Annotated in this window: 24 protein-coding genes, 1 pseudogene and 2 CRISPR repeat arrays; of the genes and pseudogenes, 11 read left to right on the forward strand and 14 right to left on the reverse strand. The window is 65.9% G+C overall.

The features are described from left to right. Positions 1–19: 19 nt before the first annotated feature. The 9 genes and pseudogenes from cas1e to ACO0M4_RS12385 all read left to right on the forward strand — a co-directional run bounded on the left by cas1e (position 20) and on the right by ACO0M4_RS12385 (position 10864). Complete coding sequence (gene cas1e, locus ACO0M4_RS12345; protein WP_430371353.1) at positions 20–949, forward strand: type I-E CRISPR-associated endonuclease Cas1e; 930 nt, start codon at positions 20–22, stop codon at positions 947–949. A 1-nt stretch (position 950) separates the two neighbouring features. Then, on the forward strand, positions 951–1280 hold the full coding sequence (gene cas2e / locus ACO0M4_RS12350; protein ID WP_430369920.1) for a type I-E CRISPR-associated endoribonuclease Cas2e: 330 nt from the start codon (positions 951–953) through the stop codon (positions 1278–1280). 17 nt (positions 1281–1297) lie between these two features. After that, positions 1298–2617: direct repeats of the CRISPR family, unit length 29 nt; unit sequence GTGCTCCCCGCCGACGCGGGGGTGAACCG. Between the two features lie 147 nt (positions 2618–2764). Next, positions 2765–4143, forward strand: a pseudogene (locus tag ACO0M4_RS12355) (IS1380 family transposase). Positions 4144–4377: 234 nt separating this feature from the next. Next, on the forward strand, positions 4378–5574 hold the full coding sequence (locus ACO0M4_RS12360) for a tyrosine-type recombinase/integrase (protein WP_430369921.1): 1197 nt from the start codon (positions 4378–4380) through the stop codon (positions 5572–5574). Between the two features lie 65 nt (positions 5575–5639). After that, complete coding sequence (locus ACO0M4_RS12365; RefSeq protein ID WP_430369922.1) at positions 5640–6743, forward strand: tyrosine-type recombinase/integrase; 1104 nt, start codon at positions 5640–5642, stop codon at positions 6741–6743. 15 nt (positions 6744–6758) lie between these two features. After that, positions 6759–7529 (forward strand): GNAT family N-acetyltransferase, encoded by a 771-nt coding sequence (locus ACO0M4_RS12370; RefSeq protein ID WP_430369923.1) that lies wholly within the window; start codon positions 6759–6761, stop codon positions 7527–7529. A gap of 100 nt (positions 7530–7629) precedes the next feature. Further along, on the forward strand, positions 7630–7980 hold the full coding sequence (locus ACO0M4_RS12375; RefSeq protein WP_430369924.1) for a helix-turn-helix domain-containing protein: 351 nt from the start codon (positions 7630–7632) through the stop codon (positions 7978–7980). A 104-nt stretch (positions 7981–8084) separates the two neighbouring features. Next, a complete protein-coding gene (locus ACO0M4_RS12380) occupies positions 8085–10394 on the forward strand; it encodes a site-specific integrase (RefSeq protein ID WP_430369925.1) in 2310 nt (769 codons plus the stop codon). Between the two features lie 59 nt (positions 10395–10453). Next, positions 10454–10864 carry a hypothetical protein gene (locus ACO0M4_RS12385; protein ID WP_430369926.1) on the forward strand — a complete coding sequence of 137 codons (411 nt, stop codon included), beginning with the start codon at positions 10454–10456 and terminating at the stop codon, positions 10862–10864. 118 nt (positions 10865–10982) lie between these two features. Here the strand turns inward: ACO0M4_RS12385 and ACO0M4_RS12390 are convergent, their stop codons facing one another. The 7 genes from ACO0M4_RS12390 to ACO0M4_RS12420 form a co-directional block, all read right to left on the reverse strand. Beyond that, positions 10983–11921 carry a hypothetical protein gene (locus ACO0M4_RS12390; RefSeq protein WP_430369927.1) on the reverse strand — a complete coding sequence of 313 codons (939 nt, stop codon included), beginning with the start codon at positions 11919–11921 and terminating at the stop codon, positions 10983–10985. Positions 11922–12489: 568 nt separating this feature from the next. After that, a complete protein-coding gene (locus ACO0M4_RS12395; RefSeq protein ID WP_430369928.1) occupies positions 12490–12858 on the reverse strand; it encodes a hypothetical protein in 369 nt (122 codons plus the stop codon). 619 nt (positions 12859–13477) lie between these two features. Continuing rightward, a CRISPR array of direct repeats spans positions 13478–14177; the repeat unit is 29 nt; unit sequence GTGCTCCCCGCCGACGCGGGGGTGAACCG. Between the two features lie 107 nt (positions 14178–14284). Further along, positions 14285–14605 carry a hypothetical protein gene (locus ACO0M4_RS12400; protein ID WP_430369929.1) on the reverse strand — a complete coding sequence of 107 codons (321 nt, stop codon included), beginning with the start codon at positions 14603–14605 and terminating at the stop codon, positions 14285–14287. A 69-nt stretch (positions 14606–14674) separates the two neighbouring features. After that, entirely contained in the window at positions 14675–14890 is a 216-nt protein-coding gene (locus ACO0M4_RS12405; RefSeq protein ID WP_430369930.1) for a hypothetical protein, read from the reverse strand. Then, positions 14887–15936, reverse strand: a complete 1050-nt coding sequence (locus tag ACO0M4_RS12410; protein WP_430369931.1) for a major capsid protein — start codon at positions 15934–15936, stop codon at positions 14887–14889. Before ACO0M4_RS12410 ends, ACO0M4_RS12405 begins: the two co-directional genes overlap by 4 nt. After that, positions 15933–16364 (reverse strand): head decoration protein, encoded by a 432-nt coding sequence (locus tag ACO0M4_RS12415; protein WP_430369932.1) that lies wholly within the window; start codon positions 16362–16364, stop codon positions 15933–15935. Before ACO0M4_RS12415 ends, ACO0M4_RS12410 begins: the two co-directional genes overlap by 4 nt. Positions 16365–16472: 108 nt before the next feature. Next, positions 16473–17117 carry a hypothetical protein gene (locus ACO0M4_RS12420; RefSeq protein WP_430369933.1) on the reverse strand — a complete coding sequence of 215 codons (645 nt, stop codon included), beginning with the start codon at positions 17115–17117 and terminating at the stop codon, positions 16473–16475. A 389-nt stretch (positions 17118–17506) separates the two neighbouring features. Between ACO0M4_RS12420 and ACO0M4_RS12425 the strand changes: the two genes are divergently transcribed. Both ACO0M4_RS12425 and ACO0M4_RS12430 read left to right on the forward strand, forming a co-directional pair. Then, complete coding sequence (locus ACO0M4_RS12425) at positions 17507–17740, forward strand: DUF397 domain-containing protein (RefSeq protein WP_430369934.1); 234 nt, start codon at positions 17507–17509, stop codon at positions 17738–17740. 153 nt (positions 17741–17893) lie between these two features. Further along, positions 17894–18766 (forward strand): helix-turn-helix domain-containing protein, encoded by an 873-nt coding sequence (locus ACO0M4_RS12430; RefSeq protein ID WP_430369936.1) that lies wholly within the window; start codon positions 17894–17896, stop codon positions 18764–18766. Between the two features lie 51 nt (positions 18767–18817). Here ACO0M4_RS12430 and ACO0M4_RS12435 read toward each other — a convergent pair whose 3' ends face one another. From ACO0M4_RS12435 to ACO0M4_RS12465, 7 genes are all read right to left on the reverse strand, one after another. Beyond that, positions 18818–19639 carry an SAM-dependent methyltransferase gene (locus ACO0M4_RS12435; RefSeq protein WP_430369937.1) on the reverse strand — a complete coding sequence of 274 codons (822 nt, stop codon included), beginning with the start codon at positions 19637–19639 and terminating at the stop codon, positions 18818–18820. Positions 19640–19826: 187 nt separating this feature from the next. After that, the gene (locus ACO0M4_RS12440; RefSeq protein WP_430369938.1) at positions 19827–20273 is read right to left on the reverse strand and encodes a hypothetical protein; all 447 of its coding nucleotides are present in this window, start codon (positions 20271–20273) and stop codon (positions 19827–19829) included. A 663-nt stretch (positions 20274–20936) separates the two neighbouring features. Next, entirely contained in the window at positions 20937–21233 is a 297-nt protein-coding gene (locus tag ACO0M4_RS12445) for a hypothetical protein (protein ID WP_430369939.1), read from the reverse strand. A gap of 859 nt (positions 21234–22092) precedes the next feature. Continuing rightward, positions 22093–23730 (reverse strand): hypothetical protein, encoded by a 1638-nt coding sequence (locus ACO0M4_RS12450; RefSeq protein ID WP_430369940.1) that lies wholly within the window; start codon positions 23728–23730, stop codon positions 22093–22095. 356 nt (positions 23731–24086) lie between these two features. Beyond that, positions 24087–24557 (reverse strand): DIP1984 family protein, encoded by a 471-nt coding sequence (locus ACO0M4_RS12455; RefSeq protein WP_430371355.1) that lies wholly within the window; start codon positions 24555–24557, stop codon positions 24087–24089. 211 nt (positions 24558–24768) lie between these two features. After that, positions 24769–26202 (reverse strand): terminase large subunit domain-containing protein, encoded by a 1434-nt coding sequence (locus ACO0M4_RS12460; RefSeq protein ID WP_430369941.1) that lies wholly within the window; start codon positions 26200–26202, stop codon positions 24769–24771. 94 nt (positions 26203–26296) lie between these two features. After that, positions 26297–26839, reverse strand: a complete 543-nt coding sequence (locus tag ACO0M4_RS12465) for a hypothetical protein (protein ID WP_430369943.1) — start codon at positions 26837–26839, stop codon at positions 26297–26299. Positions 26840–26868 lie beyond the last annotated feature (29 nt).

The raw sequence follows: 26868 nt of genomic DNA on the forward strand, positions 1-26868 counted from the left end.
CGCCGCCCCCACCCTCGCCATGCTCCCGCGCATCGCGGACTCCCTGTCCTTCCTCTACCTCGACAAGGTCCGCGTCGTACAGGACGACACCGGCGTCTGCGCCCAGATCCAAGCCGACGACAACCGCACCGACACCGTCTACATCCCCACCGCCGCACTCACCTGCCTGCTCCTGGGACCGGGCGTATCCATCACCACCCGCGCCCTGTCCACCCTCGCTCGCCACGGCACCAGCGTGGTGTGCACGGGCGCCGGCGGCGTCCGCGCCTATGCCAGCATCCTGCCGGACTCCCTCACCACCCACTGGCTCGAACAACAGGTGACCGCCTGGTCCGACCCACAACAACGGCTTGCCACCTCCACCCGCATGTACGAGATGCGCTTCGGTGACGACACCGTCCCCGACGGCACCACCCTCGACCAACTGCGCGGCATGGAAGGCCAGCGCATGAAGGCCCTCTACAAAATCCTCGCCCAGCAGCACGGAATCGGCCGCTTCCGTCGCAACTACCACCCCGACCAGTGGCACCAGCAAGACCCGGTCAACCTCGCACTGTCCGCCGCCAACACCTGCCTGTACGGCATCATCCACGCCGCTCTGCTGGCCCTGGGCTGCTCACCGGCCCTCGGCTTCGTCCACACGGGCAAGCAACACGCTTTCGTCTACGACATCGCCGACCTCTACAAAGCCGAAACCACCCTCCCCGTCGCCTTCTCCCTCCACCAATCGACCAACCCCGAACAGGAAGCCCGCAGAAAATTCCGCGAAGAACTCCGCCTCATCCGGCTGCTACCTCGCGTCATCCGGGACATCCAGACCCTCCTCACTCCCGGTGCCGACACCGACGATGACCACCCCGAGCGCCATGACGTCCGACTGGTCCATCTCTGGGATCCGAAGACGGGAGTCCTTCCTGCTGGGGTGAACTACGCACCGGACGGAGGCTGAGATGCCCTCCATGCTCGTCATCGCCACCACCGCCGTCCCTGACCACCTACGTGGCGCCCTGAGCCGGTGGACCACCGAAGTGGTCCCCGGCATCTTCGTCGGCACCGTCTCCGCCCGCGTTCGCGACCAGCTGTGGGACGCAGTCGCGGAAGTCGTAGGTGACGGTGCTGCCGTCCTCGTACACCCAGCTCCAACAGAACAGGGCTACGCCATCCGCACCGCAGGCACCCGCCGCCGCGTCCCCGTGGACTTCGACGGACTCACCCTCATGCGGATGACTGGGACTCCGCAGCGACCAGGAATGGCAAAGGAAGAGAAAAGCCGGGGATAATCTGCAGGTCACGAAGTGTGCTCCCCGCCGACGCGGGGGTGAACCGCCGGCCACAGCATCGATGCAGCCGATGAGTTGGTGCTCCCCGCCGACGCGGGGGTGAACCGTCGCATGTGGCGAGTGATGAGTCAGAGATCTGGTGCTCCCCGCCGACGCGGGGGTGAACCGTTCTTCATGCCGAGGCGGGCGGACTCGGCGACGTGCTCCCCGCCGACGCGGGGGTGAACCGCCATCTCACCGTGAGATTACCGGTTGGGTATCGTGCTCCCCGCCGACGCGGGGGTGAACCGGCTGCTTCCCTTTACCCCCAAGGGCTGTAGGGGTGCTCCCCGCCGACGCGGGGGTGAACCGCCCACACCCTCGAAGTCTGCCTCCAACAAGCCGTGCTCCCCGCCGACGCGGGGGTGAACCGGGCTCAGGGTCGGCCTCGTCGGTGTGGGCCGGGTGCTCCCCGCCGACGCGGGGGTGAACCGATTTGGCCGATCGTGTTTCCGGACGTCCTGATGTGCTCCCCGCCGACGCGGGGGTGAACCGCACTCCTCCGCGAGACCGACCGGCGTCTTTCGGTGCTCCCCGCCGACGCGGGGGTGAACCGGCACAAACCGGCACGGAAAAGGCCCGCCAGGCGTGCTCCCCGCCGACGCGGGGGTGAACCGCCCTCCCGGTAGCCGTGATACCACGTCGTGACGTGCTCCCCGCCGACGCGGGGGTGAACCGGTTGGCCATCTCGGCGCGGACGGTCTCCTGGAGGTGCTCCCCGCCGACGCGGGGGTGAACCGAAGACCGCCGCCCACCGCCAGCTCCTCACCCTGTGCTCCCCGCCGACGCGGGGGTGAACCAGTAGTTCGGGGTGGCGGGTGAGCGTGCCGACGGCGGTCAGTGTGCTCCCCGCCGACGCGGGGGTGAACCGATGTCGGCAATCTCCTTCTCCGCCCGCTGGCCGTGCTCCCCGCCGACGCGGGGGTGAACCGTTCGACGGGTCCTGGAGGACAGGGGCTTTGAGGTGCTCCCCGCCGACGCGGGGGTGAACCGGCGTTGGCGGACGTACGGACGCCGATCCGGGTGTGCTCCCCGCCGACGCGGGGGTGAACCGTTGACCAGGACGATCCTGCGCGACGAGGACGGGTGCTCCCCGCCGACGCGGGGGTGAACCGTTGCTCGTCCATGCGGCGCGACTGCAAGAGGGGTGCTCCCCACCGACGCGGGGGTGAACCAGACGGCGAGTTCCTGCCGCGAGGGGCGAAAGCGTGCTCCCCGCCGACGCGGGGGTGAACCGTCGTCCAGGCGGGCGACCCGTTCGGGGGCGGCGTGCTCCCCGCCGACGCGGGGGTGAACCTCCTTCCACCCCGTTTAGTGAACTAACCTCGCGCTTTCATGAGCGTGCTCGTCCATGCCTTGATCAAATAAGCGGAGAGTGCTCCTGACCTGCAACGATGGGACTTGTCTAGGGTCCTGTTGGCTGCACGGAAAGAAGCACTCTCCAGGTGAGCAAGCGTATCGGGTTGTACCCGCGTGTCCGTGTCGAGGGCGGTGGCAGCGGGGCGGTCTCGCAGGCCGGGGCGGTGCTGCTGGTCGAGACGGTCGGCAAGGTGGGCCTGGACACCGCGATATCGGTGGCATTGGCACCGTGGCGCAAGCCGCGGGCAGTGCACGACCCGGGCAAGGTTCTGCTGGATGTCGCGCTCGGAGTCGCTCTGGGCGGGGACTGCCTCGCCGATGTCGCCATGCTGCGGGCCGAGCCCGACGTGTTCGGCCCGGTGGCGTCCGACCCCACGGTCTCACGACTCATCGACGCCCTCGCCGCAGCCGGACCGAAGGCGCTCACCGCGATCCGGTCGGCGCGGGCCGAAGTACGGTCGCGGGTCTGGGAACTGGCCGGGGCGAACGGTCCGGCCGCCGACGCTCACGTGATCGTGGACATCGACGGCGTGCTGGTCCTTGCGCACTCCGAGAAGCAGGACGCCACCGCGACCTGGAAGAAGACCTTCGGCCATCATCCGCTCGTCGCGTTCGTCGACCACGGCCAAGCCGGTTCCGGAGAGCCGGTGGCCGCGCTGCTGCGGCCCGGCAACGCAGGCTCCAACACCGCGAGCGATCACATCACCACCACCCAACTCGCCCTGGCCCAACTCCCCAAACACCTGCGGCGGGGCCGGCAGACACTGATCCGCACGGACTCTGCCGGCGGCACCCACGCCTTCCTCGACTGGCTCTCCCGCCGGGGCGGTGGCTGTCGTATTCCGTCGGCATGACCATCACCGACGCCATCCACCAGGCCGTCCTGAAGATCCCGAAGAAGGCGTGGACACCGGCTTACGACGCGGGCGGCACAGAGCGGCCCGGCGCCTGGGTCGCGGAGATCACCGACATGCCCGACCTGAGCACGTGGCCCAAGGGGATGCGGCTGATCGTCCGCAAGGAACGGTCGCACCCCGGCGCCCAGTTGCGCTTCACCGACGTCGACGGACTGCGACTGACCTGCTTCGCGACCAACACCCAAGGCGGCCAGCTCGCCGACCTTGAACTGCGCCACCGCAGGCGGGCCCGCTGCGAGGACCGCATCCGAAACGCCCGCGACACCGGCCTGCGCAACCTGCCCCTGCATGACACGGCACAGAACCGGATCTGGCTGGAGATCGTCTCCCTCGCACTCGACCTCCTCGCCTGGATGCCGATGCTCGCCCTGACCGCAGAAATGCGCCGCTGGGAACCCAAGAAGCTCCGCCTGCGACTGTTCTCCGCCGCCGCCCAGCTGGTCACCACCGGCCGCCGCCGCTGGCTCCGCTTCACCACGCGATGGCCCTGGACCGACGAAGTCACCCGGGCAATCGACCGGCTCAATGCCTTGCCGAGCCCCGGCTGACCAGCCACACCGACCGCCCCAACGATCCGCACCACCACACCGGGAAAGTGGAACCCGGCGCCCATCCGACGCGACAACCGGGCCCTCAACGTGCCCCAGCCCCGAAAAGACCGCACCTCGCAAACACAGAGTCCCCGTCAGCACACCGACGAGGACTCATGAACGATCGAGGCTAAGCGTCGAATAATGCCAGGTCAGAGAGGTTGCGGCGTGTCTGCGCGGGAAGGGATGGGAATGTTGCTCAACTTCTTGCTCATGAACGAAAGAATGCTTGTCCGCGACGTCGGACGCCTTCGCTTGGCCCAGGTTGGTCGAGTCGCCCCATGCAGCGGTGACGTGCCGTTCCTGGTGCTCGACCCACACGACGACCCCGTAGTACCGGTACTCGAATACCTCCGCACCTGTCAGGCATGTAGCTTCGAGCCGTTGAGCATCGAGGCGTACGCCCGTGCGCTTCTGCGCTGGTTCCGATTCCTCTGGGCCGTCGAGATTCCTTGGGACCGTGCGACGAGCGTGGAAGCACGGGACCTCACGCTCTGGCTTCAGCAGAACAAGTTCCACCGGCACAGGCCCCGTCCCGGCCGGGCAGGAACTGTGAACACGACAACCGGTAAACGACGTCCGGGGAATGGCACCGCGCCTACCACGATCAATCAAACGTTGTCCGTGGTCAGTGAGTTCTACCAGCATCACCTGAGCACAGGGGCCGGTCCGCTGCTCAACCCGGTGCCTGCCCGACGGCCGGGGCCTGGTGGAGAGAGGTACGCGGCACATCACAATCCGCTGCAGTCATTTCCGAGCAGTCGTAGGGCCGCGTTCCGGCAGAAGGTGCCCAAGCGGGCGCCGCGATCCCTGCCCGACGAGGCGTTCGACGAGCTATTCGCGTCAATAAGGTACGACCGCGACCGCGCACTACTCGCCTTCTACGTCAGCAGCGCGTCGCGCCCGAGCGAACTCCTAGGTGTCACAAACAAGTTGGTCGATCCGGGGAACCAGACGATCGGCGTTATCCGCAAGGGCACGAAAGCACTTCAGCATGTGCCGGCCTCACCAGACGCGTTCGTATGGCTGCGGCTGTATCAGCGGGATCTGCCTGCGTCGTGCCTTCGTGCGTCCGCACCGGTGTTCTGGACGCTGCGACGTCCCTGGCGACCCCTTGGATACGACGCCGCGCGGGCTGTCTTACTGCGGGCGCAGAAGGCGCTGGGCACGGACTGGACCTTGCATGACCTGCGCCACACAGCACTCATGCGGATGGCCCAGGAGCTGAACCTGCTGGAAGTTCGGGACATCGCCGGCCACGGATCGCTGAGGTCGACCGAGCCGTACCTGAACCCTCGGGAATTGCATCTAACGGGCGAGAAACCGCAGGTCGCCAGTTCACAGCAAGAGGCTGAGGAACTCCAACGCTACTACCAACTAACAGCCTGATCAGGGAAGTTGCCCACACCATCCCGTCTGATGCATGATCTGCCCTCCAGAAGGGAGGGTCTGGAGTGGTGCATCAGCGCAAGCTGGCCCTGGCTGGGGCAGCTCATCTGGAGCTTGTTTCCGGGGTCGTCCAGTTGCGTCCCGAGGACGCGATGTTCGAGGCGATGCTGCGAGGTTGGCGGGCCCAGCAGAAGTCGCGGGGGCTGCAGGACGAGACGGTTGACGACCGGGAACGGCTGGTCCGCCGGTTCTTCGAGACCACGAACGAGTACCCGTGGCAGTGGACACCGGGTCACATGGATGAGTGGTCGGCCTCGTTGACGGGCGAGAAGCATCTGGCGCCGTCCACGATCCGCAGCTACCAGGGCGATGTTCGCCTGTTCACCGAGTTCCTCATCGACGCCCGCTACGGATGGGGGCCAGCCTGCGAGGAAGCCTTCGGCACCGGGCCGGTGGCGATCGCTCACGAGTGGAACACCCTCCCGCACCTGCAGGACTATGAGGGTGACCCGGAGGCGAGGCCGTTCACCCGCGAAGAGCTGCAGCATTTCCTCGACTACGCCGACGACCAGGTCGATCGTGCCGTGAAGTCCAAGCGCAAGGGAGCCCTCGCTGCCTACCGCGACGCCACCCTCTTCAAAGTCATCTACGGCTGGGGACTTCGGCGGACCGAGACGTCCAAGCTGAATGTGGTCGACTTCGGGCGAAACCCGAAGGCTCCGCAGTTCGGCCGGTACGGCACGCTCAACGTCCGCTACGGCAAAGCGAAGAAGGGCCAGCCGCCGCGGCGCCGGAACGTGCTGTCGGTAATGGACTGGGCCGTCGACGCGGTCGCCGACTACGTCGAGAACGTCCGGCCGCGATTCGGGTTCCCCGATCATCCGGCTCTCTGGATCACCGAACGCGGGGGACGCCTCCAGCCCGGTTCCATCAACGACCGCTTCGAGGCATACAGGGATGCCCTAAAGCTCCCAAAAGATCTAGTTCCGCATTCAATCAGACATTCTTACGTCACGCATCTGACTGAGGACGGGGTCGACCGGCGCTTCATCCAGCAGCAAGTCGGTCACGAGTGTGACAGCTCCACGGCCATCTACACGCACGTCAGCGACGACTTCATGAACACGGCCCTGAGCAAGGCCCTGGCCCCGGCGTTCGCCGGCGTCTGACGAGGAAGGACCGACATGAACGAAGCAGTCAAAACCGAGGTTCTGGCGGAACTCGACGCGCTGCGGCGCGCGTGCGGTCTCGCCGCCGACCACGCCGACCTGGTGCGCGAGTACTCGGCGGATGGCTCGGAGTGCCGGATCGTCTTCGCCGATCTGGCGGACGGCGAGGTCGTGGAACTGGTCCGCGGAGAGCAGGAGCTCGCCCGGTCCGGCGGCTACACCCTGGAGTGGAAAGTCTACGGCCACGACAGGCAGCAGGGCCTGGCTGCCGCGCTCGAAGCAGCGGGCTTCGAGCCCGACGAGGAGGAGCAGGTGCTGATGCTCCCAGTCGCCGAGGCATCATCGGCCCTCTTCGACACCTCGGGCTACGAGGTGCGGCAGGTGACCGATGGCGCCGAGCTTGACGACTACGCCGAGATCTCCCGCCAGATCGGTCAGCGTAACGCGGACGAGGAGCGTCGGCAGCTGGCTCGGCTGCTCGAAGAGCAGCCTGACGCGATGAGCGTGCACATCGCCTATGCCCAGGGCGAGCCGGTCTCCTGCGGACGGGTCTACTTCCAGGCTGGCAGCCCGTTCGCCGAGCTGGCGGGCGCCCGGACCAAGACGACCCACCGTCGGCAAGGCTTCTTCACCGCAGTGGTCGGCTCCCGGCTGCGGCAGGCCAGGGAGCGCGGCTGCGGGCTGCTGGTCACCGATGCGCTGCCCACCTCCGAACCAATCCTGCGCAAGCGCGGCTTCGAGGTGGTCACCTTCACCCGGCCGTACATCTTCGAGCCGGACAACTGAGCGCCTTGGTGCGCCATCCGGAAGACGCGGACCCGGCGGAAGTCGGCCCGGAGGAACCGGGCCCGGGACTCGCGGGCCGACGAGAGGGAGGAACCCGATCATGGTCGCCAAGCTCGACCACCGCTGGCACCTACGCAAGGTGATGGCGGACCGCGGGATGTTCTCCACCACCGACCTCATCCCGCCACTGAAGGAACGCGGCATCTCGCTGTCGTCAAGTCAGGTCTACCGGCTCGTGGTCGAGCGGCCCGAACGGTTGAGCTTGAAGATCCTCATGGCCCTGCTCGACATTCTGGATTGCACGATGGACGACCTCATCGAGCCGATCGCCGCGGCCGGCACCGTGAGGAAGCCGAAGAAGGCCGCCGCGGGCGGCAGCGGGACACCCGCAGAGGGGCTCGGCGGCCTGCGCCCAAAGCGAGCCAGGATCCGGGGCGTTGACCACCCATGACTGCCCCAGACCATGACAGCCGCGCTGTCCCCGACCCAATCGGCCTGGCCACTGACCTGATCACGCGAGTTGAGAAGGAACTTGGCCCCGAGACGATCCGGGCCGTGGTCACCGCAGTCGCCGGCGGACGGGCCAAGTCCCGCATGCTCGCCGCCGCGCTGGCCCGCCGCCCAGCGGTCTTGAACGACGGCCGATCCCCGGCCCCCCGGGCCGTCGGCGACCTGCTCATCGCCCTACGCAAGGCCGGGGCCCAGGCGACCTCGCCACCGGTCTGCACCGAGTGCGGCAAACACCTGCGCACGCTCCAACGTCGCGGCCAGGACTGGTACTGCGGAGTCTGCGGGCCCACTACGTTCGAACCCTGCACCGGTTGCGGAAAGACCCGACGCATCTCCACACGAGACCGGGCCGGCAGACCACGCTGCGTGAGGTGTCGCGACATCGACGGACGGGACCCCCTTGCAGTGATTCACGGCGTGATCGCCGGGCTGGATCCGCATGCCGACCCGGACGTGGTCGCCGACGTGGTCCGCCACTCTGCACTGCGGCCCGCCAACCAGCAGAAGATCGCCTGGGTCCTGGAGGCCGACCCCTCGCTGCTGACCGGCAACGGACACCTCGCGCCGTTCCCCGTGATCCTGCGGCTGATCGATCGGCTCATCGACGCCGGAGTCGCCGGGATCGTCCGGCCTACCTGTCCCCGCTGTCACAGAGCCGTACGCATCAGCAAGCCTCTCGACGGCCAGCGGGTCTGCCGGAACTGCATCGCCAAGTCCCGCGTCGAGGAATGCGCACGCTGCGGCACCCGCCGTGACCCGGCCACGCGAGACGACCGGGGGCGACCGCTGTGTCCGAACTGCCTGATCACAGACCCGGCCAACCTGGAAACCTGCATCGTCTGCGGCCGTCGGCGCCTGGTGAACACGCGGACTCCCGACGGGCCGATCTGCCCTAACTGCCGCCCGCTGCCGACGCTGGTCTGCTCGATCTGCGGCCGCACCGCCCCCTGCACCCTTTCCCGCCTGACCGGCCAACCCCGTTGCGGCGCCTGCGATCAACGTGAAGCCCGCTGCACCGCCTGCGGCTCCTTCCGCCGCGTCCACTCCGGCACCCCTCAGGAACCCGTCTGCGGCCCGTGCACGAAACCGGACGCCGAGCTCTGGCGCCCCTGTCCTGTCTGTGGTCAAGCAGAACGACTACGTGCCCCAGGCCCTTGCCGCCGTTGTGTCCTCAAGCATCGGCTCGACGAACTCCTCGTCGGCCCGTCCGGCGCCGTCGCCCCGAAGCTACGAGCCTTGCACGAGGCCCTGGCCGGCACCGAACGGGCGGCAACAGCGATCCACTGGCTGTCCGGCGGCATCGTCTCCACCGTCCTTTCCGACCTGGGCTCCGGCCGCCGGCCGCTGACCCACGAGGCCCTGGATGAGCTTCCGGACGGCAAGGTCGTCGAACACATCCGCAGCGTCCTCGTGGCCACCGGCGCCCTGCCCTCGCGAGACGAGCAGATGATCCGGCTCGAACGCGTGGTGAGCAATCTCATCACCTCCCACTCCACCGCCGAAGGGCGCCAGCTCCTCCACCGATACGCGACCTGGCATCTGGTGCGGCGTCTTCGCCACCGCGCCCGCGGCGAAGACGTCACTCATGAACAGCTCGTCGTCGTCCGCCAGCACCTCCGGGCAGCTGTCATCCTCCTGGACTGGCTCGCCGAGCAGGGCCTGACCATCGCCACCTGCCGCCAGGCTGACCTCGAACGGTGGTTGACCAGCGATGACGCCCGCCTTCGCCAGGAGGCTGGGCACTTCGTACGCTGGGCCCTCGCACGGAAGATCGCCAGCGACCTCAGCTTCCCCGCCGTGAAATGGACCGGCCCCTCCCGACCCATGGACGACGAAGCCCGCTGGGCCACCGCCCGCCGCCTGCTGCACGACGACACCATCCGCACCGAAGACCGCCTGGCCGGGCTGCTGTTGCTCCTCTATGCCCAGTGGCCCTCGGCCATCTCCTGGCTGACCGTCGACCACATCGTGGAGACAGGCGGAGCGGTCCGCATCCGCCTCGGCGACGTTCCCATCGACCTGCCCGAACCTGTCGCTGACCTGGCCCTTCAGCAGGTCGCAGTTCGCCGCAGCCATGCCGTTCTCGCCCGCACAGCCTCGCCCTGGCTCTTCCCCGGCGGCCAGCCCGGCCGTCCGATCAGTGCCTGGGCGATGGGAGAACGACTCCGCAAGCTCGGCATCCGTCTCGCCCAGACCCGCTCGACTGCCCTGTTCCAGCTCGCCACCGAGCTGCCCGCTGCGATCCTCGCCCGCACCCTCGGCATCCACATCACCGTCGCCGTCAAGTGGCAGCGGGCCGCCGCCGGAGACTGGGGCGCCTACGCAGCCGAGATCAGCCGCAGGAACGGCTCATGAGGCAGGCATTCCGAGAGTTCCAATACCCGAGTGCACCATTAGCCGTATATCCAGAAGACATGCTGCGCCATTACCGCGCATTCCTCTCCAAGCGCCGCAGCGTGCGGCCTAGCGAGGAGTACCGGGACCCCACCACCGAAGAGTGGGAAGAATTCCACCAGCACTTCACCAAGCGGAAGGTCGAACTCGGTACCTGTGGCCGCGGATACGGCACTCCTTGCGCCCACGAACACGCCTGCCTGCGATGCCCCCTCCTACAGCCGGACCCTGCCCAGAGGCGCCGACTCGACGAGATCCTCGCCAACCTCCGCGAGCGTCTGAAGGAGGCCCACGAACGCGGTTGGCTCGGCGAGGTCGAAGGGCTCGAGATCACCATCGCCGCCGCCGAGCGCAAACTCGCCGGCATGACCCGCCAGACCAACCTCGGAATTCCCACCATCCCGCCCCGCCGACAGGCAGACCAACCTTGAATGGAGATCTGGTGCGCTACGTCCCCACGGATTGGTCGCCTCGCCCCCTGCCACGCCAAGTACTGCCGGGCACTCGCCCGAACTATTTCAGTCGACCAAGAGTGGGGTACTCATAGTCTTAGAGAGGTGAGTCAACACCTAGAATCTTAGCGATTTTGCGCACCAATGATACCCCTAGAGGGGATTGCTTGGAGGCAAAATATACACTATGGAAAACGGCGGACAGGGATCCTTCGCGTATCGCGGAACCACCTGACAGCGATTGCGAATGTCGAGCCAAAGTTGTAGCCAATTCGCTTGAATTTAGGTAAACCATCCCCCTCAGTAGATCCGCTTCGATTGAAAACTGCAGGATCCAGGGAACCCAGCTGGGGTCTATGGCTTGCGTTCCACGCAATGTGCCCAGACGCTTGACTGCAGGAGGTGCGATCTCGTCGAACAGTTGATGAAAGTGGTGTCGGTCGTCAGTGTAGATGCACGCAGGGAGGATGAATAGTTCGGGGTGGTTGATTCTGACGCTGGCAGATTTCCCCCAGAGAGGGGCTAACCACTGGATGGAATTAGGGAAAGTATTGGGCTGGCCTTCCAGATTTCCACCTCCAAGGGGCTCGTTCATCTTGAAGGGAGTCAGGTGGCCGAAGAGGCTTGAGGTTGCCGAGGCGGCATGTTTCCAGTCAATACTGGTTCGGCCCTCCAGGTGGCGATAGATCGCATGGATGAGTTCACCTACGGTAGATGGAACATTCACCACAACAGGACGCCGGAAGTCGAAGCCCTTCATTTCTCCAGAAAGTTGAGTAAACAAAAGCCCCGGAGATTGAAAAAGTGCAGGGCCGATGGGAAAATGGTACCCGTTTAGCGATATGTCGCAAATCGTCGCGGCGGTGATAAGTGTCGTCATGCTCCGCTCAGCGGTGCCGCAGTTCTTCAAAAAGACATCGTAGGCTACGGTGTAGATTCCGGCCAGGAGAGACGAAATGTCCAGCTTTCCGTCTCCCAGCAGGGTAGCGTCGACAGCCAATTTGGAAATTTCGCTGATACGCGCCGAGAACTCCATGAGATGCCTGATGCCAAGCACCCAACCGCGATATTGCGGTACTACGTACCCCCCGCCACCTTGAAATACTTCATCTGGACATCGAGGAAGCGAGAGCGGGAGACCTGACGGCCCCGGAACATGCCTTTGAATCTGATTGGCCAAGGCGTCAGTTAGGGTTCGAGTAGGCAGTGCGATTCCGGTGTCCAGCTCTCGAAAGTCGCCGATCCTGCAGCCGAAGAATGATCTGCGAACTTGTTCGCAGATTTCCCAAACGTCCAGAGTCTTCCGGTGCTCGGATTGTTCGGATCGAAGGAGCGGGATGTCCTCCTCTTTGAGAGTTTCAAGCCCAGGCGTGCTATTGATCAGCCCCATTTCGAACTGCAGGAGTAGGGAGTTGTAAATCCCCCCAGTGGTACCCACGTGCTGAAGCCAATGATGTCGCTCGTGAAGCAGGATGGAGTTAATTCGGCGAGCTTCATCCTCGCTAGTGCTTTCTTGTGACTCCTGGGACTGGCCCCCCAACTCGATGAGAACTGCTGTGGGATCGAAACTTCCATGGTTAGAACGCAGAGAGAGCGAGTCTGCATCATTCTTGTAGCTCTGGAGTCTGGGATGGATTGACAATTTCAAGAACCTTTCTGCCGTCTCGTACGGGCCCCTCGTACGTAACGGTGTTCTCTGCCTTGGTCTGCCGTACGGTGATCTTCACGCGGCGACTTTTGATGAAATTGATCAGCACTGCGCTTGTGGCCGACGCGAAGCCCGCACTGGACACTCCGATGATGATCGTATGGATTAGTTCGGATCGAAGCCCTGGGGAATGTACGTTTGGCTCTCGAAGGCTAATCCCTGGGTCGTCAGCGATCTCCTCCTCAAGTTGCTGGAGGGCCTCCGGCTCGGCGCATTCAATCTCAATCTCGCGTACCCATTCCGTGGTGCGGCTGTTCGCTCTCATGTGGTCTCCGCGTTCGATAGAGTGGCCGGTTAGAGGGACCCAAGGCGGGATGATATCGCTGGAACGTTAGCTGTGAGGGGGTTTCTGGAAGATTGCTCAACCCAACCCTCGTGCTGAGGTGAACGCATCAACCTCGCTGCCCCCTGGTACGCCATCCAGGGCTCCGGGAGACGTTCCGTAGGTCCCGGTTCTGGCCGGATGATCACCGATAGCCGGGCATAAGATAAGCACGGCTCTTGCGGATCGTGGAGTCCTATACGCTCCCAGATCAGCAAAAATGCCGTGCTCGTCGCTCCATCCTCGCGCATATCTGTATCCAACGGCACGGCACCCTCCTTCTCCGGCGTCCCGGGGCAGGAAGGTGCCTTCCCGCCCTCCTGTTACAGGCGCTGGCCAGGGTGCCCGACCCTCTGGATCCACGTGGAGTGCGCTCCGGCTGTCCAGCTGCTGGCGATCGGGATGTGCGCGATGACGGCGAGGTGGTGTCCGTGGACGGCTCAAGTAGCACCGCGTCCGTCGACACACGGGGTGGGGAGGCTGCCCTTCGCCCTCTCCACCCACATAATCGGAGGAAGAATCGCTAGTTCAGAGAAACTGGATGAACCGCGACCAGGTGCTCGTGCTCCCCGCCGACGCGGGGGTGAACCGCCGAGCCCTTGCAGGTTCCTGACGTTTGGCTGGTGCTCCCCGCCGACGCGGGGGTGAACCGGCATCAGACAAGGCCAGTGACAGCTTCGGGGAGTGCTCCCCGCCGACGCGGGGGTGAACCGCTGCGGAGTAGCGGGCGTGGAGGTCAGCGACCGTGCTCCCCGCCGACGCGGGGGTGAACCGTCGGGGTTGCGGGGCTAACCCCCCGCTCCCCGGTGCTCCCCGCCGACGCGGGGGTGAACCGTATGGCGGGCTCTTGCGCAACGGCGGGGAGAAGTGCTCCCCGCCGACGCGGGGGTGAACCGTAGCAACGTCCTCGCAGGGGGTGCCCGGGTGGGTGCTCCCCGCCGACGCGGGGGTGAACCGTTTTCACCTCCTCAAGGGAAAATCGGTGACCAGTGCTCCCCGCCGACGCGGGGGTGAACCGCGCGAGGGCGCCATCGTCGGACTGGTGGGGCAGTGCTCCCCGCCGACGCGGGGGTGAACCGTCTTTCGGAGTCGTCTTGGGGCTATGAGGTCTGTGCTCCCCGCCGACGCGGGGGTGAACCGAGGTCGTGGGCGACGGTGGGCATGGGGGCTCCGTGCTCCCCGCCGACGCGGGGGTGAACCGCCACCGAACCGATGACGAGGTAGGTTCCAGCGGTGCTCCCCGCCGACGCGGGGGTGAACCGCTCACGACGGATGCCGCGAAGGGCAACAGGAGGTCCTCTCCACCCTCGCGGGGATGATCCGGAGCACCTTGACTTGGGGGAATGCGATCCTGGCGAACTCACGTGGCCTACCGGCGTGGGCGGGTCCGCATCGGAATGGCCGTAAGGAGATCTGAGGGGTCTGCGGGTGCTTCGTCCGGTGCCGATGCGGCGTTGAGCTGGGCGAGTTGGCGTTCGAGGGCGGCGACGTTGGCGGAGTTGTCGATTGTGGCCACGCCGTTAACGGTGACCTTCAGCGGTTCGGCGACGAGCGCCGCGACCCGTTCGTGCAGCACTTCGAGCGCGACGGCTTTGGCTGACCGGAGCCGCTCGTAGCGGGTGGCGAGGTCTTCGGCGTCGATGCCGGGACCGAGCTGGGCTTGGAGCCAGCGCAATACATCGCTGTTCACACGATTCCTGATCAAGAGGGCGGCGGGGAGAAGTGAGGGATCCGCTTCTCCCCGCCGCGCGGGCTGGCCCTAGGCGGGCTTCGCCTTCCGGACGGACTTACCTGGTGGCGTCTGCTGGGCGGGTGACTGGCCGAGCTCCCAGCACCGCGGATGCGTGATCTGCTCGGCGACTGCCGGATCCGTGATGTGCTCACCTGGAAGCAGCACCACAGGGATGCGCTCCACCGGATCGAGGATGTGGACGGCAGCGGCCAGGACGCCGAGAGATTGCACGGTGGCGCTCACAGGACGGTCGCGGTGATGTGGCAGTCCGGCGAGTACAGGACCGGCATCGCCATCGCCGCGCCCTTGGTCCAGATCTGAACGGGGTCGTCCTCGACATCGCGGGTGATGACGATGCCGGGTGCGTCTTCCCGTTCGATCTGCGGGTTTGTGCCGCGGGCCAGGGCGAGGGACTCGGTGGTGGTGCCGTATTGGGTCTGGCCCCACTTCGCGCGGTCGGGCGGCAGCATGATCCACCGGTCTTCCGGCAGCACGCGCTTGGACACGTCGTCCTGCCACACTTGGGCCTTGTAGAAGGTGACAGGCGGCAGACTGTAGGTGGCGCGCACGGAGTTGACCTGCTGCGGGTTCAGCGTCGCCGTCGGCGTCTGACCACCGGCCGAGGTGCCGTAATAGGCCGCCCGGTAGGCGCCGTTGGACGCCAGGTGGGACCACGCCTTACGGGACGTCAGCACCATCTCGGGAGCCGGGGCACCGATGGAGTCCAGGTAGTCGATCCACCGCAGCTCATCCGCGATCGGATCTGCCTGCGGGTCTGACCACGGCTTCGGCGCGGTCGGCATGTTCGCCGCAGGCACCCCGTAATCGGCCTCAACGGTCAGGCCGTTCTCCCCGGCCAAGGTGAACTTGCCGTCCAGCAGGACGTCGCCGGCGGCGAGTTCGAGGCGGGAGCGGATGGATTCGACATGTCGTTCCACGTCGTCGTAGAGGAGCTCGACAAGTCGATCCTCGTCCGCACCGCGAGAAGCGTCCAGCAGCAGTTGCTCCATCTCGCCGACCAGCAGCTTCTGCCCGAGGGCGGGGAGGGTGCCTTCGGTCTGGACCGTTTCGGCCTGCCGCTTGGCGAACGGAACACTCGTGTCGTAGGCCCGGTAACTCGCGGCGTTCACACGGCGCTTGTTCTGCCGGATGCGCCACTTCACATCCTGCACCCGGGTCTCGGCGAAGACCGTCCGGGTCAGCAGGAAGTCGTCCGGGCTGGGGATGGCGCGGGCATAGACGGTCAGGTCAGCAACCGAGACATTCTTCAGCAGATCGGCGACACTCACACGCTCACCTCCCCCAGGAAGCGGATCTGCGCTCCAGCCGGGTTGGGCGCGATCTTCGCAGGGTCGATGCCGCCGGGGATCTTCGCGGTGTGCACGGTTCCGTGCCACAGCAGCGCCGCCGGCACCAGGGTGGCGCCGGGGGTGAGCGGGGCCTCGGCGTACACGACGCCGGCGAAAATCTGCCGGCCGTCCTCGGCCGTCGGGTCGTAGGCGCCATACAGGCCAGAGGCGGTCACGCGGCCGATGGGGACACCGGAGCGGACGTAGCCGTGCGGTTGAACATGGGGGGACTCGACGTAGTGGGTGTTCTTGGTGAGCTTGGCCAGGTCGAGGGTGATCGTTTCTGTGGAGTCGGTGCCGTGCCGGGAGGCGAGCCAGTCCCGGTTCGCGGTCACCGTCACAGAGGTGGTGAACGGCTGAAGACTCACGCCGCATCCTCCAGGGGTGCCAGTGGCGGTCGCGCACTCACCGGACGATGGCGCGGTCCACGAAGGGGAAAAGGGGCGTGGTCCCCAGGAGCTGGTGTGGTGCGCGAGTTATTCGGCATGGGGCAGCAGACCGCGACGGCGGGCCATCTCCAGACCCGCGGCACCCGGACGTCGGCCAGGGGCCCCTGTGGGCCGTGGTGGCGGTACCGACGCCGGAGCACCACCCGGAGCAGCAGGCACCCCACCCTTTTGACCGGACGCGGCGAACAGCTCAGGACGGCGACCCTTCAACTCCCGGACAGCAGCGTCGAGAACGTCCTCGTCCGCGTCGTCAGCAGTACCCAGGAGAGCCACAGCGTCATCGAGATCGCGGCCGGAGGCACCCGCTCCTGCCAGCACCGCACGTCGCACCGCATCACGCTCCCGCGCGAGCGCGGTGTTCTCACGGACAACAGCGGCCTGCTCCCGCTCGACCAGTACCTGCTCACGGCGCTCGACCTCGGTCAGCTGCTCATGCTTGGCCTGCCGGGCCCGGGAGATGAACTCCTCCAGGGAAGAGGCGCTGGAGAACCCGAGCTTGTCGACGAGCCCTCGCACCGCCGCTCGGCCGCCCTGGTCCTTCTCCCTGGCCATCAGAGTGCTCAGGTGCTTTTGACTGAGACTGACGGTCGCCTCGTCACGATTGGAATCGTCCTCCGGCGACGCCCCGAGCACCGGGTGGATCGGGCGGCCATCGCGACGGTAGCCGAGCACGGCAGACGGTGCGGGCAAGCGGCGGGTCCTCAAGAGTGCTACTCCCAGATGGCCCCGCGCCGTGACCGAGTCTACGCACCCCAAGGCCCAGCACAGGCGCTCACGCCGAATGGGCCGCCTCGCACAGTTGTCGGGCACTCGCCTGACCATCTATGGGTGGCAGTCCTGCTTGAACTGGCTAGAGCCTTCCTTGGGGTTGGGCGCATCAGTGAACTGCATGGTCGTTGCGTAATTTTATCGGAAAGTCGGAATCAAACTGCCACTCTTTCGGGGGTCTGTTTGCGAGGGGTGGGATGCCTATCCTTTTGCATGGGTGGCGCAGTCATTTCCCATATGGGAATGACGTGCACCGCGTTCGGCTAGTTACGAGCAGAAGGATGAGGGTGACGATGACGATTGTGAACGGAGTCCCGGCGGGCGAGATCAAGGGCGCTACCTGGTTGAAGGCGCAAGCAAGCGTGGGTGCGGGGGAGTGTGTGGAAGTGGCTGGCCTGCCAAATGGCGAGGTCGCTGTCCGGAACTCGCGGCACCCCGAGGGGCCGGCCCTGGTCTTTACGAGGACGGAGATGCGGGCCTTCCTCGATGGTGCGAAGAGCGCCGAGTTCGACAACCTGGCCGTCTAACGATGGAACTCTGAGCCACGCTTTGGCCATAGTTTGTGGTGGCGGGCATATGCAGGGCATTCTGGGCCCAATTTGTGTGCCCTAAATCTCTTCGGAGTGCGTATGCCCGCCGTCCACAAGGCCCGACCTGAACCACACGCGTCCGTCGTCCGCATGGACCTTCCGGACGAGCAGCGTCCCGCAGGCCGGCTGCTGGGTGATGAACTGCGGTTCCACCGCGAGCGACTGGGGTACACCCTTGCCGATGCGGCGCACGTGATCCGCGCCTCCACCTCGAAGGTAAGTCGCCTGGAGCGGGGCGAGAGTCCGGCCAAGCCTCGTGACGTCCACGACCTCGCGTTGTTCTACGGGCTTACCCGCGAGCAGCGATGCCAGCTTGAGCAGCTTCTGGCGCAGGCCGGGAACGCTGACCTCTACGCACGCTTCGCCGATGTGACACCCAACTTCCTCAAACGCCTCATCCGCATGGAGAGAAGCGCAAACAGGATCTGCGTGTTCGATCCGCGCGTGGTGCCGGGGTTGCTGCAGACAGAGGCGTACGCACGGGCCATCGTGAGATATATGGAGGTCGGTCTTCCGGACGCTGACATCGAGCGCATCGTCGCCCTCCGGATGCAGCGGCAGGTCATGATCGACCAGGGCAGCCCCGCCCTGGCCGCGCTCATCGGCGAGGACGTCCTGTACCGGATCTGCGGCGACGCCGACGTGATGGCTGAGCAGATCGAGTTTCTCCTCAAGGCCACCTTGACGAAGGGGATCAACGTCCGCATCGTCCGCAAGGAGGTCATGATGCCTCCGTACCCGATCTTTCACCTGACGTTCCCTGACGGAGACTGGGACGAGTTGGCCTATGTGGAGCACCTGGATGGGGCGAACTACATCACGCAAAAGCGTCAACTCGACAAGTACCGCCGGCTCCTGCTCAACGTGCGCGCCAACGCCTACGAGCGCAAGGACAGCGCAGCGGCGCTAGAGCGTGCACTCCAGTGCTGGAAGCAGGAGACCGCCGCAGTATCGTCGAACTGAGGGGCTTGGGGACCGTACCCCTCAGTTCGCCGCGGCTTCGTCACTTGGGCGTCACTTTCGGACGCGGCCAACTCCGCCCCATTCGACCCAGTCCGTGGGGCGCAGATGGGCGGGAGGTGGCGGAGAGTCAGGCCGCCAGTCGATCACGTCAACCAGTCCTGGGTCTTGGATCTCCAGTGGGTCGAAGTATCGGCGTACCTCGTGGGGTTCCCGGACTCTTCCCCAGTTGCCGCCTGTGACAGTGTCCATGAGTTGTGTGACGCCTTGGCGGACTTCAGGATCGTCGCTGACGAGCTGGCAGATGACGATGTAGCTGCCTGCCGGGAGCTGGTCTGCGAGGTTTCTGATGAGGACTGCCGGGTCCCGTTCGTCGTCGGTGTCGGGCAGGCAGTGGAGTACGGACACGAACAGGGCCGCGATGGGCTGGTCCCAGTTGAGGAAACCCTTGGTGGCTTCCTCAATGTCGTGGGTGCGCCGCATGTCGTAGTCGACGACCATGGTGTCCTCGTTGTCGTCCAGGGACGTACGAGCGTGGGCAAGTACCATGGGGTCGTTGTCGACGTAGACGACTTTGGCGCCAGGGCGAGCCCGCTGCGCTACCTCGTGCACATTGTCCTGCGTGGGCAGACCGGAACCGTGGTCGAGAAACTGGCTGATCCCGTTCTTAGCCAGAATACGTACCACACGCCTGAGGAAGTCTCGGTTGGTGCGGGCAAGTTGCTGGGTGCTGGGCGCGATAGCCAACAGCTCACCACATGCCTCGCGGTCGACCTCGTAGTTCTCCGTCCCACCTAAAAGCCAGTCGTACATACGCGCGGCACTGGCTTTGCTGGTGTCGATCAGGTGAGTTTGGGGTTTCTCCCCGAAAGCCATGCGCACTCCTGTGGGGCCTGGTGCTGGCTGAGTCCTGGGTATGAGGGCTCATCCTAGGAGTGCGTGTGAGTAGTCGGCTAGTCGCTCAAATGAGCTTTAGCCAAGGGGAGTTACACCACTAATGAGGGTGAAGTGCAAGCTGGTGCACGCCCGGTTGCCCGAGCATGCACCAGCTACTTCAGCTGCACTAACGAGGCATCAGGTGACCCAGATCCCGCTTGGCTCCGCGCAACAAGGCCCGGGCGCCGTGGTCTGAAAGGCCCATGAGGCTGGCTGCATGGTCGAGAGGCAATCTGAGGTGATGATGGAGGAGCATGATGTCAGCTTGGTCGTCCCGAAGGACGGCGTGAAACCGTCCGGAACGTCCCAGCGCGCTGAGCGTCCGGTGGGCGGCCTCGGTACGCAGACTGTTCCAGGCCCAGGCGGCGGGGCATTCACTGGCCAGCACTGCGACCCAGCTTGCCTCCAAGTTGCCCAGGACAGACTCGACGCAGCGCCTTGCTTCCACTCGGTCCGCCAGGCGCACCATGGCGTAGCGATGGTAGGAAGCCTGGTTCGCTTCGCAGAAGGCTGCGTACTCCAGTTGGAACCCGCGGAGCTGGCAGACCGGGTGGCGGCCTTCATCCACGTCCATCGCTCGCCTTCCCCGGAGTAGTGGCGTTCTGCGCGATATCGCGGTCCCGCGGCAGTGGGGGTTGCAGGGCGAATTCGATGCGGGCGGCCGGAAGCAGTGGGGCTTGAGGTGCTGTCCGGCCTGTGGACACAGGAGTGCGTGCGGAGACCAGGCGCACGACGCGGACTCCACCCCACCGTGCTCGAGCGGATGCTTCACTCAGGTCGGCGGCCGACGCGACCTCTCTCCAGGCCCACCCCTCATGGCGCACGGAGTCCACCGCGACAGCGGCGAGGCATTCGGCATCCTCACGAAGGCGGTCTGTCACCTCCAGCACCATTCCCAGAGGTAGTTGGCTGGAACTGGCAACGTGCAACTGCTGAGCACGACAGGACAGGTCGTACGTGATCTCCCTCCATAAGGTTTCTGATGGCCGCGAGGCTCGCCGCTCACGGTCGCGGCGGCGCTGCGCCCGCTGCCGGCAGGTGACGTCGCAGTATTCCCTTGGCCGCCCGCCGCATGTTGATTGCTCGATGCCCTTCCCACAGAAGGCACATCGCTTAGGTGATGGCACTGCCATCGACGATTCCCTTCGCTGCCCCGGGCGAGAGTCATCTGCTCCGGGGTCCCAGCAGTCGGTCCTGGGTGGGCGCCGCATGTGGGCGCCCACCCAGGAGGTGGGGCTCAGCCCCGGCGGGCGCGGACGATACGGAGGTAGCTGCGGCAGGACATACCTGCCAGGCTCACCACCGCGGACATAGCGAATGGCCAGACCCCGGGTACGCCGGCTACGGCAGGCCACATACTGGGCAGCAGGACGACGGCGGCCACCACGATGATGACGACGATCGCCAGACTCGCGCACAGGTGCAGATCGACCAGTGCGACGCTCGGGGTTTCACCGCCACTCAGGGCAGGGATAATCACGGAAGGGAATCCCGGGGGGAGCAACGGCAGCTCCCGGTTCTCTTCAACGGTCACGTTCGGCCTCTCTCTTCGGTCGTTGATGGCGTGACAGGTGGCCTCGGGCTTCCTCCCGAGGCCACCGCCATTACAGCCTGCCACTGGGCGGCTGCATGCGGTCGCACCAGATTATCGTCCGATCGAGGAATTCGCTGCGCGAACAGCAACTTTCCCGCCTTGCAATCTCCTCCGTCCCGCAAGTCCGTCAGATTGCGATAATTGTGCGGTGTATTCATTGCATCAATGAGCTAATGCTTTGGGTTGTGCATCGATTTTGATCGATGTCGATCACTCAAATGTGAGCCCAGAGATCGAACTTGGGTTAATCAATGGTGGCACGGCTCGGATGAATATTCGATGCGCTCGCGGCGGTGTCATGCAAGGGGAAGCATCACTTCCGGCGCCAGAAGCTCGTGCAGATGGGAAAAAAGCAAAGATGCAACAGTAAATTCACGGCCGGCGGCGCATGGGTCTGGCTCACGCTTCCTCGAAGAATGCGCTGTTCGGCGCCTGGTATTCGTCCGAGTGTGCGCCGATGGCGAGTTCGCTCGGCGAAGACTCGCAATCGCAGTGTGGAAAAAGGATGTTTGCGCCTCGCTGGTGACATGCAGGCCAAACCGCTCAAATGATCGACCGGTGCTCTATCGATGCTCGGCGCCAGTGGGCGCACGTCGTCGGTACCGGGTGCTCATGGATGGTTCGAGCCATGCGCGCCTGTGCGCGAAGGGGTCCCGGCGCGAGAAGCCCGTTCGCCTCCCGAGCTTTCGTACACCAGCTCGACGCGATCGGGTTGTAGGTGCAACGGCGAATGGCTCAATGTCGACCCTGGCGAGAGCGCGCATACGGAACCTAACAGGCAAATTACTCAACGGCTGAACTACTCTCGGCGCCAATCACCGTCTCGTAGTTGGGTGGGATTGCTACCAGCCTGAATGCGTTGGACTTCTTGCTGTGCATCCCCGATGGGGTAGCCGGCGTCTTGGAGCATGCGGATGCCGGTCTCCAGCGAGAACACTCCGGCCCCCACCCCCTTGACCACCTCATCCAGGATGGCCTGCCGGTCGGTCGGCATGTGCGGGCCGAACACCAGCCGGGCAGGCAGGGTCTCGCCCAGTGGCCACCCGTGAGCGCGTCCGGCCTGGTGAAGCCGCTGCACCATCTTCAGCAGCAGCGCGTACTTGTGGGCACGGGCCAGCCGCATCGAATCGACCAGCGAGTCCAGCGGACCAAGGCTGATCTGGAGGGCATAGCCGCTGGGCACGTCGGTGGGATCGACGGTGCCGAGACTGACGGCGGGCAGCCGGGCATTGACTGCTGCCCGGTCCCGGATCTCCTCGACCCGCGCTCGCAGCTCTGCCAGCTGACCGGAGGTGTCCAGCACATCCATGCGCCCACCGTCGGCAAGCTGGAAGATCGTGCCGGGCTGCACTGCCAGCGGCTTCGGCCGCCCAGTCACCCGGTCGAGCTCCGCCCGTGCCCCCGCAAGACCGATGATCGGCGCGCCAGTCGTGGCCGAGGCGCGGGCCGAGTCGGTGTCCGTCTCCGCCAGCTCATCCAGGGCCTGCATCACCTTCGCCAGCACCGACTGCCCGAAGTGCTCACCGTCATCCACCGTGTTGCTGACATGGATCACGGGGATGAAGTCGATCAACAAGTCCAGCCGGTCAAGGACCTGTCCGTCCCGGCGGGTACGGAACTTAGCTTTATCCAGGGGGAGTTCATCGAGCCTCTGGCCGTGGCGCAGGTCATCAATGGACCATTCGGCGTCCGAGAGGTAGCAGGTGAGATGCGAAGGACGATCCGGCGCCCATGGATAGCGGCGCGTGGTCTCGCGGTCGCCGGGGGCAGTGGTGATGGGGCCGAGCTCGAACGTGATCCGCCGGACCCGGGCTTTGACCCCCTTGCGGGGGTCCTCCGGTATCTCCCATGCCAGGTGAACTCTGGTGGGGTAGTCGCCCGGGTCGGCGTCGTCGTCCATCACCGGGAAGTAGAAGCCGGGATCGTATGTCCGCAGCGATACCCGGCCCTTGGCCGGATCCCACGCCAGCAGATACACCGCATCGCCCAGCAGGACCGCCTTGCGCTCCGCGGCTTGCATCCGCAGCGGCAGCAGCTCGAGCTCCGCCCAGTCGCGCAGCCGCTGTTGGACCTCCGCTGCCGCCACGGCCTTCGGGGAAGCGTCCTCGTCGCCGGCATGCTCGGCACCGGGCACGATGATCTGCTGGGACTTCCCCAGCAGATGCGCGAGCGCCGTATCCACGAACGCGGACGGATCGCCGAACTCCCGCCGTTCCGCGGCTGCCTCGTTCCCGGTCAGTGCGGCCAGTTCCCCGGCCTGGTTCGAGTCGTAGGTGGCCAGCAGCTTGTAGGCGGCCAGACGGCGGATCGAATCTTCAGGCAGCCAGCTGGCCTGGATCTCCGGGGCCAGCGCCCGGTGCGGGCGACCGTCGACGGTGGAGGCCATGACGGGCTTGTAGTTCAGCCACGACCAGGCATCGGTCAGCAGAGCACGCACACCCACAGCAGCAGGAGCCAATCGTCGGCCCCGCGCCGCAATTCAGCGTAGTGCCGTGAAACTCCCATCCGCGCGGCGGAGCGATCACTGCGCCAAAAATCCCATCCGCTGGGTCTGGCTGTTGCGATGTGGGAAACCCCGAGCCCACCCTCGCCGTTCCGGATCTGCACGTGGTGATGTGCCGTGCTATGTGCACCATTACCTGTACGCGGTGCTGAGCTGCATTGTTAAAGGGGAATCGAACCCCTTGCGTTGCTCTTCACGCGCCAGGAGTGGGCTGGAAAACCGCCAGCCCTCGGTTTGTGCACGCCTCCGAAACGGCTACCTGCTCCACATCGCCTCGTCTGCTGAGACGCTCAGTCCAGCAGATCGACCTCCCAGTTCGTCCGCTGGATCCGCACATCGATCTCACGGATCTCCCGGGCGAGTTCATCTGCCTGTCGGCGCAATTCCGCGACCGGAAGCGCGGAGAGCATCATCAGCTCGGAACGAAGCTGCCGCCCGTATCCTCGCTCGCCCGTACCCGCTGCCGCATCAGCCGCCGCGGTGACCACCGAGTGGCGCATCCGCAGAACATCCCGGCGCGCGAGTGCGTCGGTGAGCGTGCCGTCCGGGCCCATCTGCACCGTGGCATTGGTCCGGTTGATCCGCCGGATCAGCGTTTCCAGGATGTCCAGCACCTCACCGGCCTCGGCCAGCAACTGGGCCGCATCCTCGGCAGGCGTCTCCCCTTCCTGATACCGCGCACTGCCGACGACGCGCGCACGCAACTGCTCCACACGACGCGTCGCCTCCGCGCGTTCTGCCAGTGCCTCAGCAAGCTTCATCGTCTGCACATCCTGTCCTCCATAAGTCCGGACGAGTATACGGATGTAAACCGGTAGATATGCACCTGGATTTTCGATCCGCGCAGGTCGAGGCAGGCACGGAAACCTTCAAGCCCCAAGGCGAGGCCGCGCCTCGGCCTCGCCGGGCATGAGACAGGAGCCGTCCCCCAGCAGCGCATCGGACAACCCGGAAAGCTCCCGTGATCGGAGCCTATCGACGGCCCTGAAGCCGTCCATCTGAATACGACGCAGAAGACAGCCCCGCGCCGTGGACGGGATCGGCGAGCTGGGTGAGCGCGTGCACGGCGGCGTCCATCCGGTCCGGAGAGTCCATGCCGGCGACCCAGGTCACCATCTGCTGCTCCAGGGCCGGCCATTCCCCGATGTGGTGAACTCTTCCCTGTTCATAGAGCTGGGCGATGGGCTCGGCCCTCAGTCTCTTGCCGTGCTTGGCGGTCACGGGCAGTACGGCGGGCATGAGCATGTTCTCGGTGCGCTGCTCGCGCTGGAGTTCCTGCCATGCCTGCTGGAGGATCTGGCGGGACATGTCGCCGCCGTAGTTGCTCTCCACCACGATCGCGTCCGCGCGCAGATCGATCGCCAGCAGGCACGCTTCTCGCCCCCACGCATCGGCGCCGCGCTTGCCGGAGCGGTCGTCGAGGACGTACAGGTGACCGTTGCGATCGGAGGCCGCGGCCACGATGCCGGTCTCGTCACCGACTGCGGACTCGCCGCCCGCCGGGTCGACGGCGACCACGATGCGGGCGAGATCGATGCCCCGCAACTGGGCAGCACTGATGCGGTTATTGGTGATCCACGGCCACTGCCACACGCCGCCGTCCTGCGGGCGCGGCTGCTGCATGTACAGGCTCCACCAGACACGTTCACCGACGGAGCGGCGGATCTCGGCGAGCGCAGCGGCGTCGTACCGCTCCGGCCACAGGGCTGCGCCCACCGGCCGGCCCAGAGCGTCGTCCTCGGACAGTGCGAGGGCGGGCAGGTCGATGACGGTCCAGCGGTCGCCTTCGTCGGACAGGACGCGTCCGGCAAGGTCGTCCTCGTCCCAGCGGGTTTGAATCAAGATGACCGAGCCGCCGGGCTCGATGCGAGTGAGGAGGACGGCCTGCCACCACTCCCACAGACGCTTGCGCATGGTGGGCGACGAGGCTTCGGCCGCGTCCTTGATCGGGTCGTCGACGACCGCGAGGTGCGCGCCCTTGCCGGTGAGGCCGCCACCGACACCAGCCATGACCGCGCCGCCCTCCGTGCCGACGAGATCGAAGCGGTTCGCGGCGCTGGAGCCGGGACGGAGGCTGATGCCGAGCTGCGGGCCGTAGGTGAGGATCGCGTCGCGGATCCACCGACCGTGATCGTCGGCCAGATCGGAGGAGTAGGAGGCGATCATCACCCGGTGCTCCGGGCGGCGGCGCAGATACCACAAGGGCGCCCACCTGGCGGCTCGCCGGCTCTTGCCGTGCCGCGGCGGCATAGTCAGCAGCAGCCTGGTCGGCTTCCCGGCAGCGACCTGCTCGAAGGCAGCATCGATCAAGCCCAGGTGCGGGGCCTGCATCTCCCGGCCATCGGTGAGCACGGCCGCCATCGCGCCCGGCGAGCGGTCCATCGCCAGCTCGCGCTCGATACGCACGAGGCGGGCGCGAAGTTCAGGGCTGGAGGCGGCTGCTATCTCACGACGACGCTGGGCGGAAAGCGTCCGGTACAGATCGAGGACAGCCGCCTCGTCAGCCCCGCTCACCCTCGCCACCAGCGAGGGTGATCAAACGCTCCAACTCATCCAGGCCCGCGGTCTCCACCTGGACGGCACCGCCGTCCGGCCCGGACAGTTCCGTGCGAGCAGGCCGGTCCAGACCGAGAAGACGGCTGCTGCGCTCAATGATCCGCACGGCGCGGTCGACGGCCTGATAGTCGCCGTTGCGGATCGCGGCCCGGTAGACACCGAAGAACAGTCGCTCCAGTCGCTCCACCATGAGCTGCCGCAGCTCATCGGCACTCTCGTCAAGAGCAGTGGTGCGCTCAGCGAGGGCCTTGGAGACGTCCTTGCAAGCGAGCTCGATGAGCCGTTTGTCGGTTGGGGGTTCCTGGCTGCGCTTGTACTTGTCGATGCCGTACCCCTGCGGGTAGGCAATGCCGTCGGAGTTGATCGAGGGGTCCGCGGCGAGCTTCCGGCCGATCGTCAGCCAGTCCACCCCGGCCAGCTTCAGGTCGATGGCGTCGGCGCGGCGCTGGGTAATGGCTGCCCGAGTGGCCCGGTTGGGGCGGCCCATGACTCAACTCCCTGGCCCCGCGCCCACCA

It is taken from the genome of Streptomyces sp. RGM 3693 (genome assembly GCF_050471125.1).
Lineage (GTDB): Bacteria > Actinomycetota > Actinomycetes > Streptomycetales > Streptomycetaceae > Streptomyces.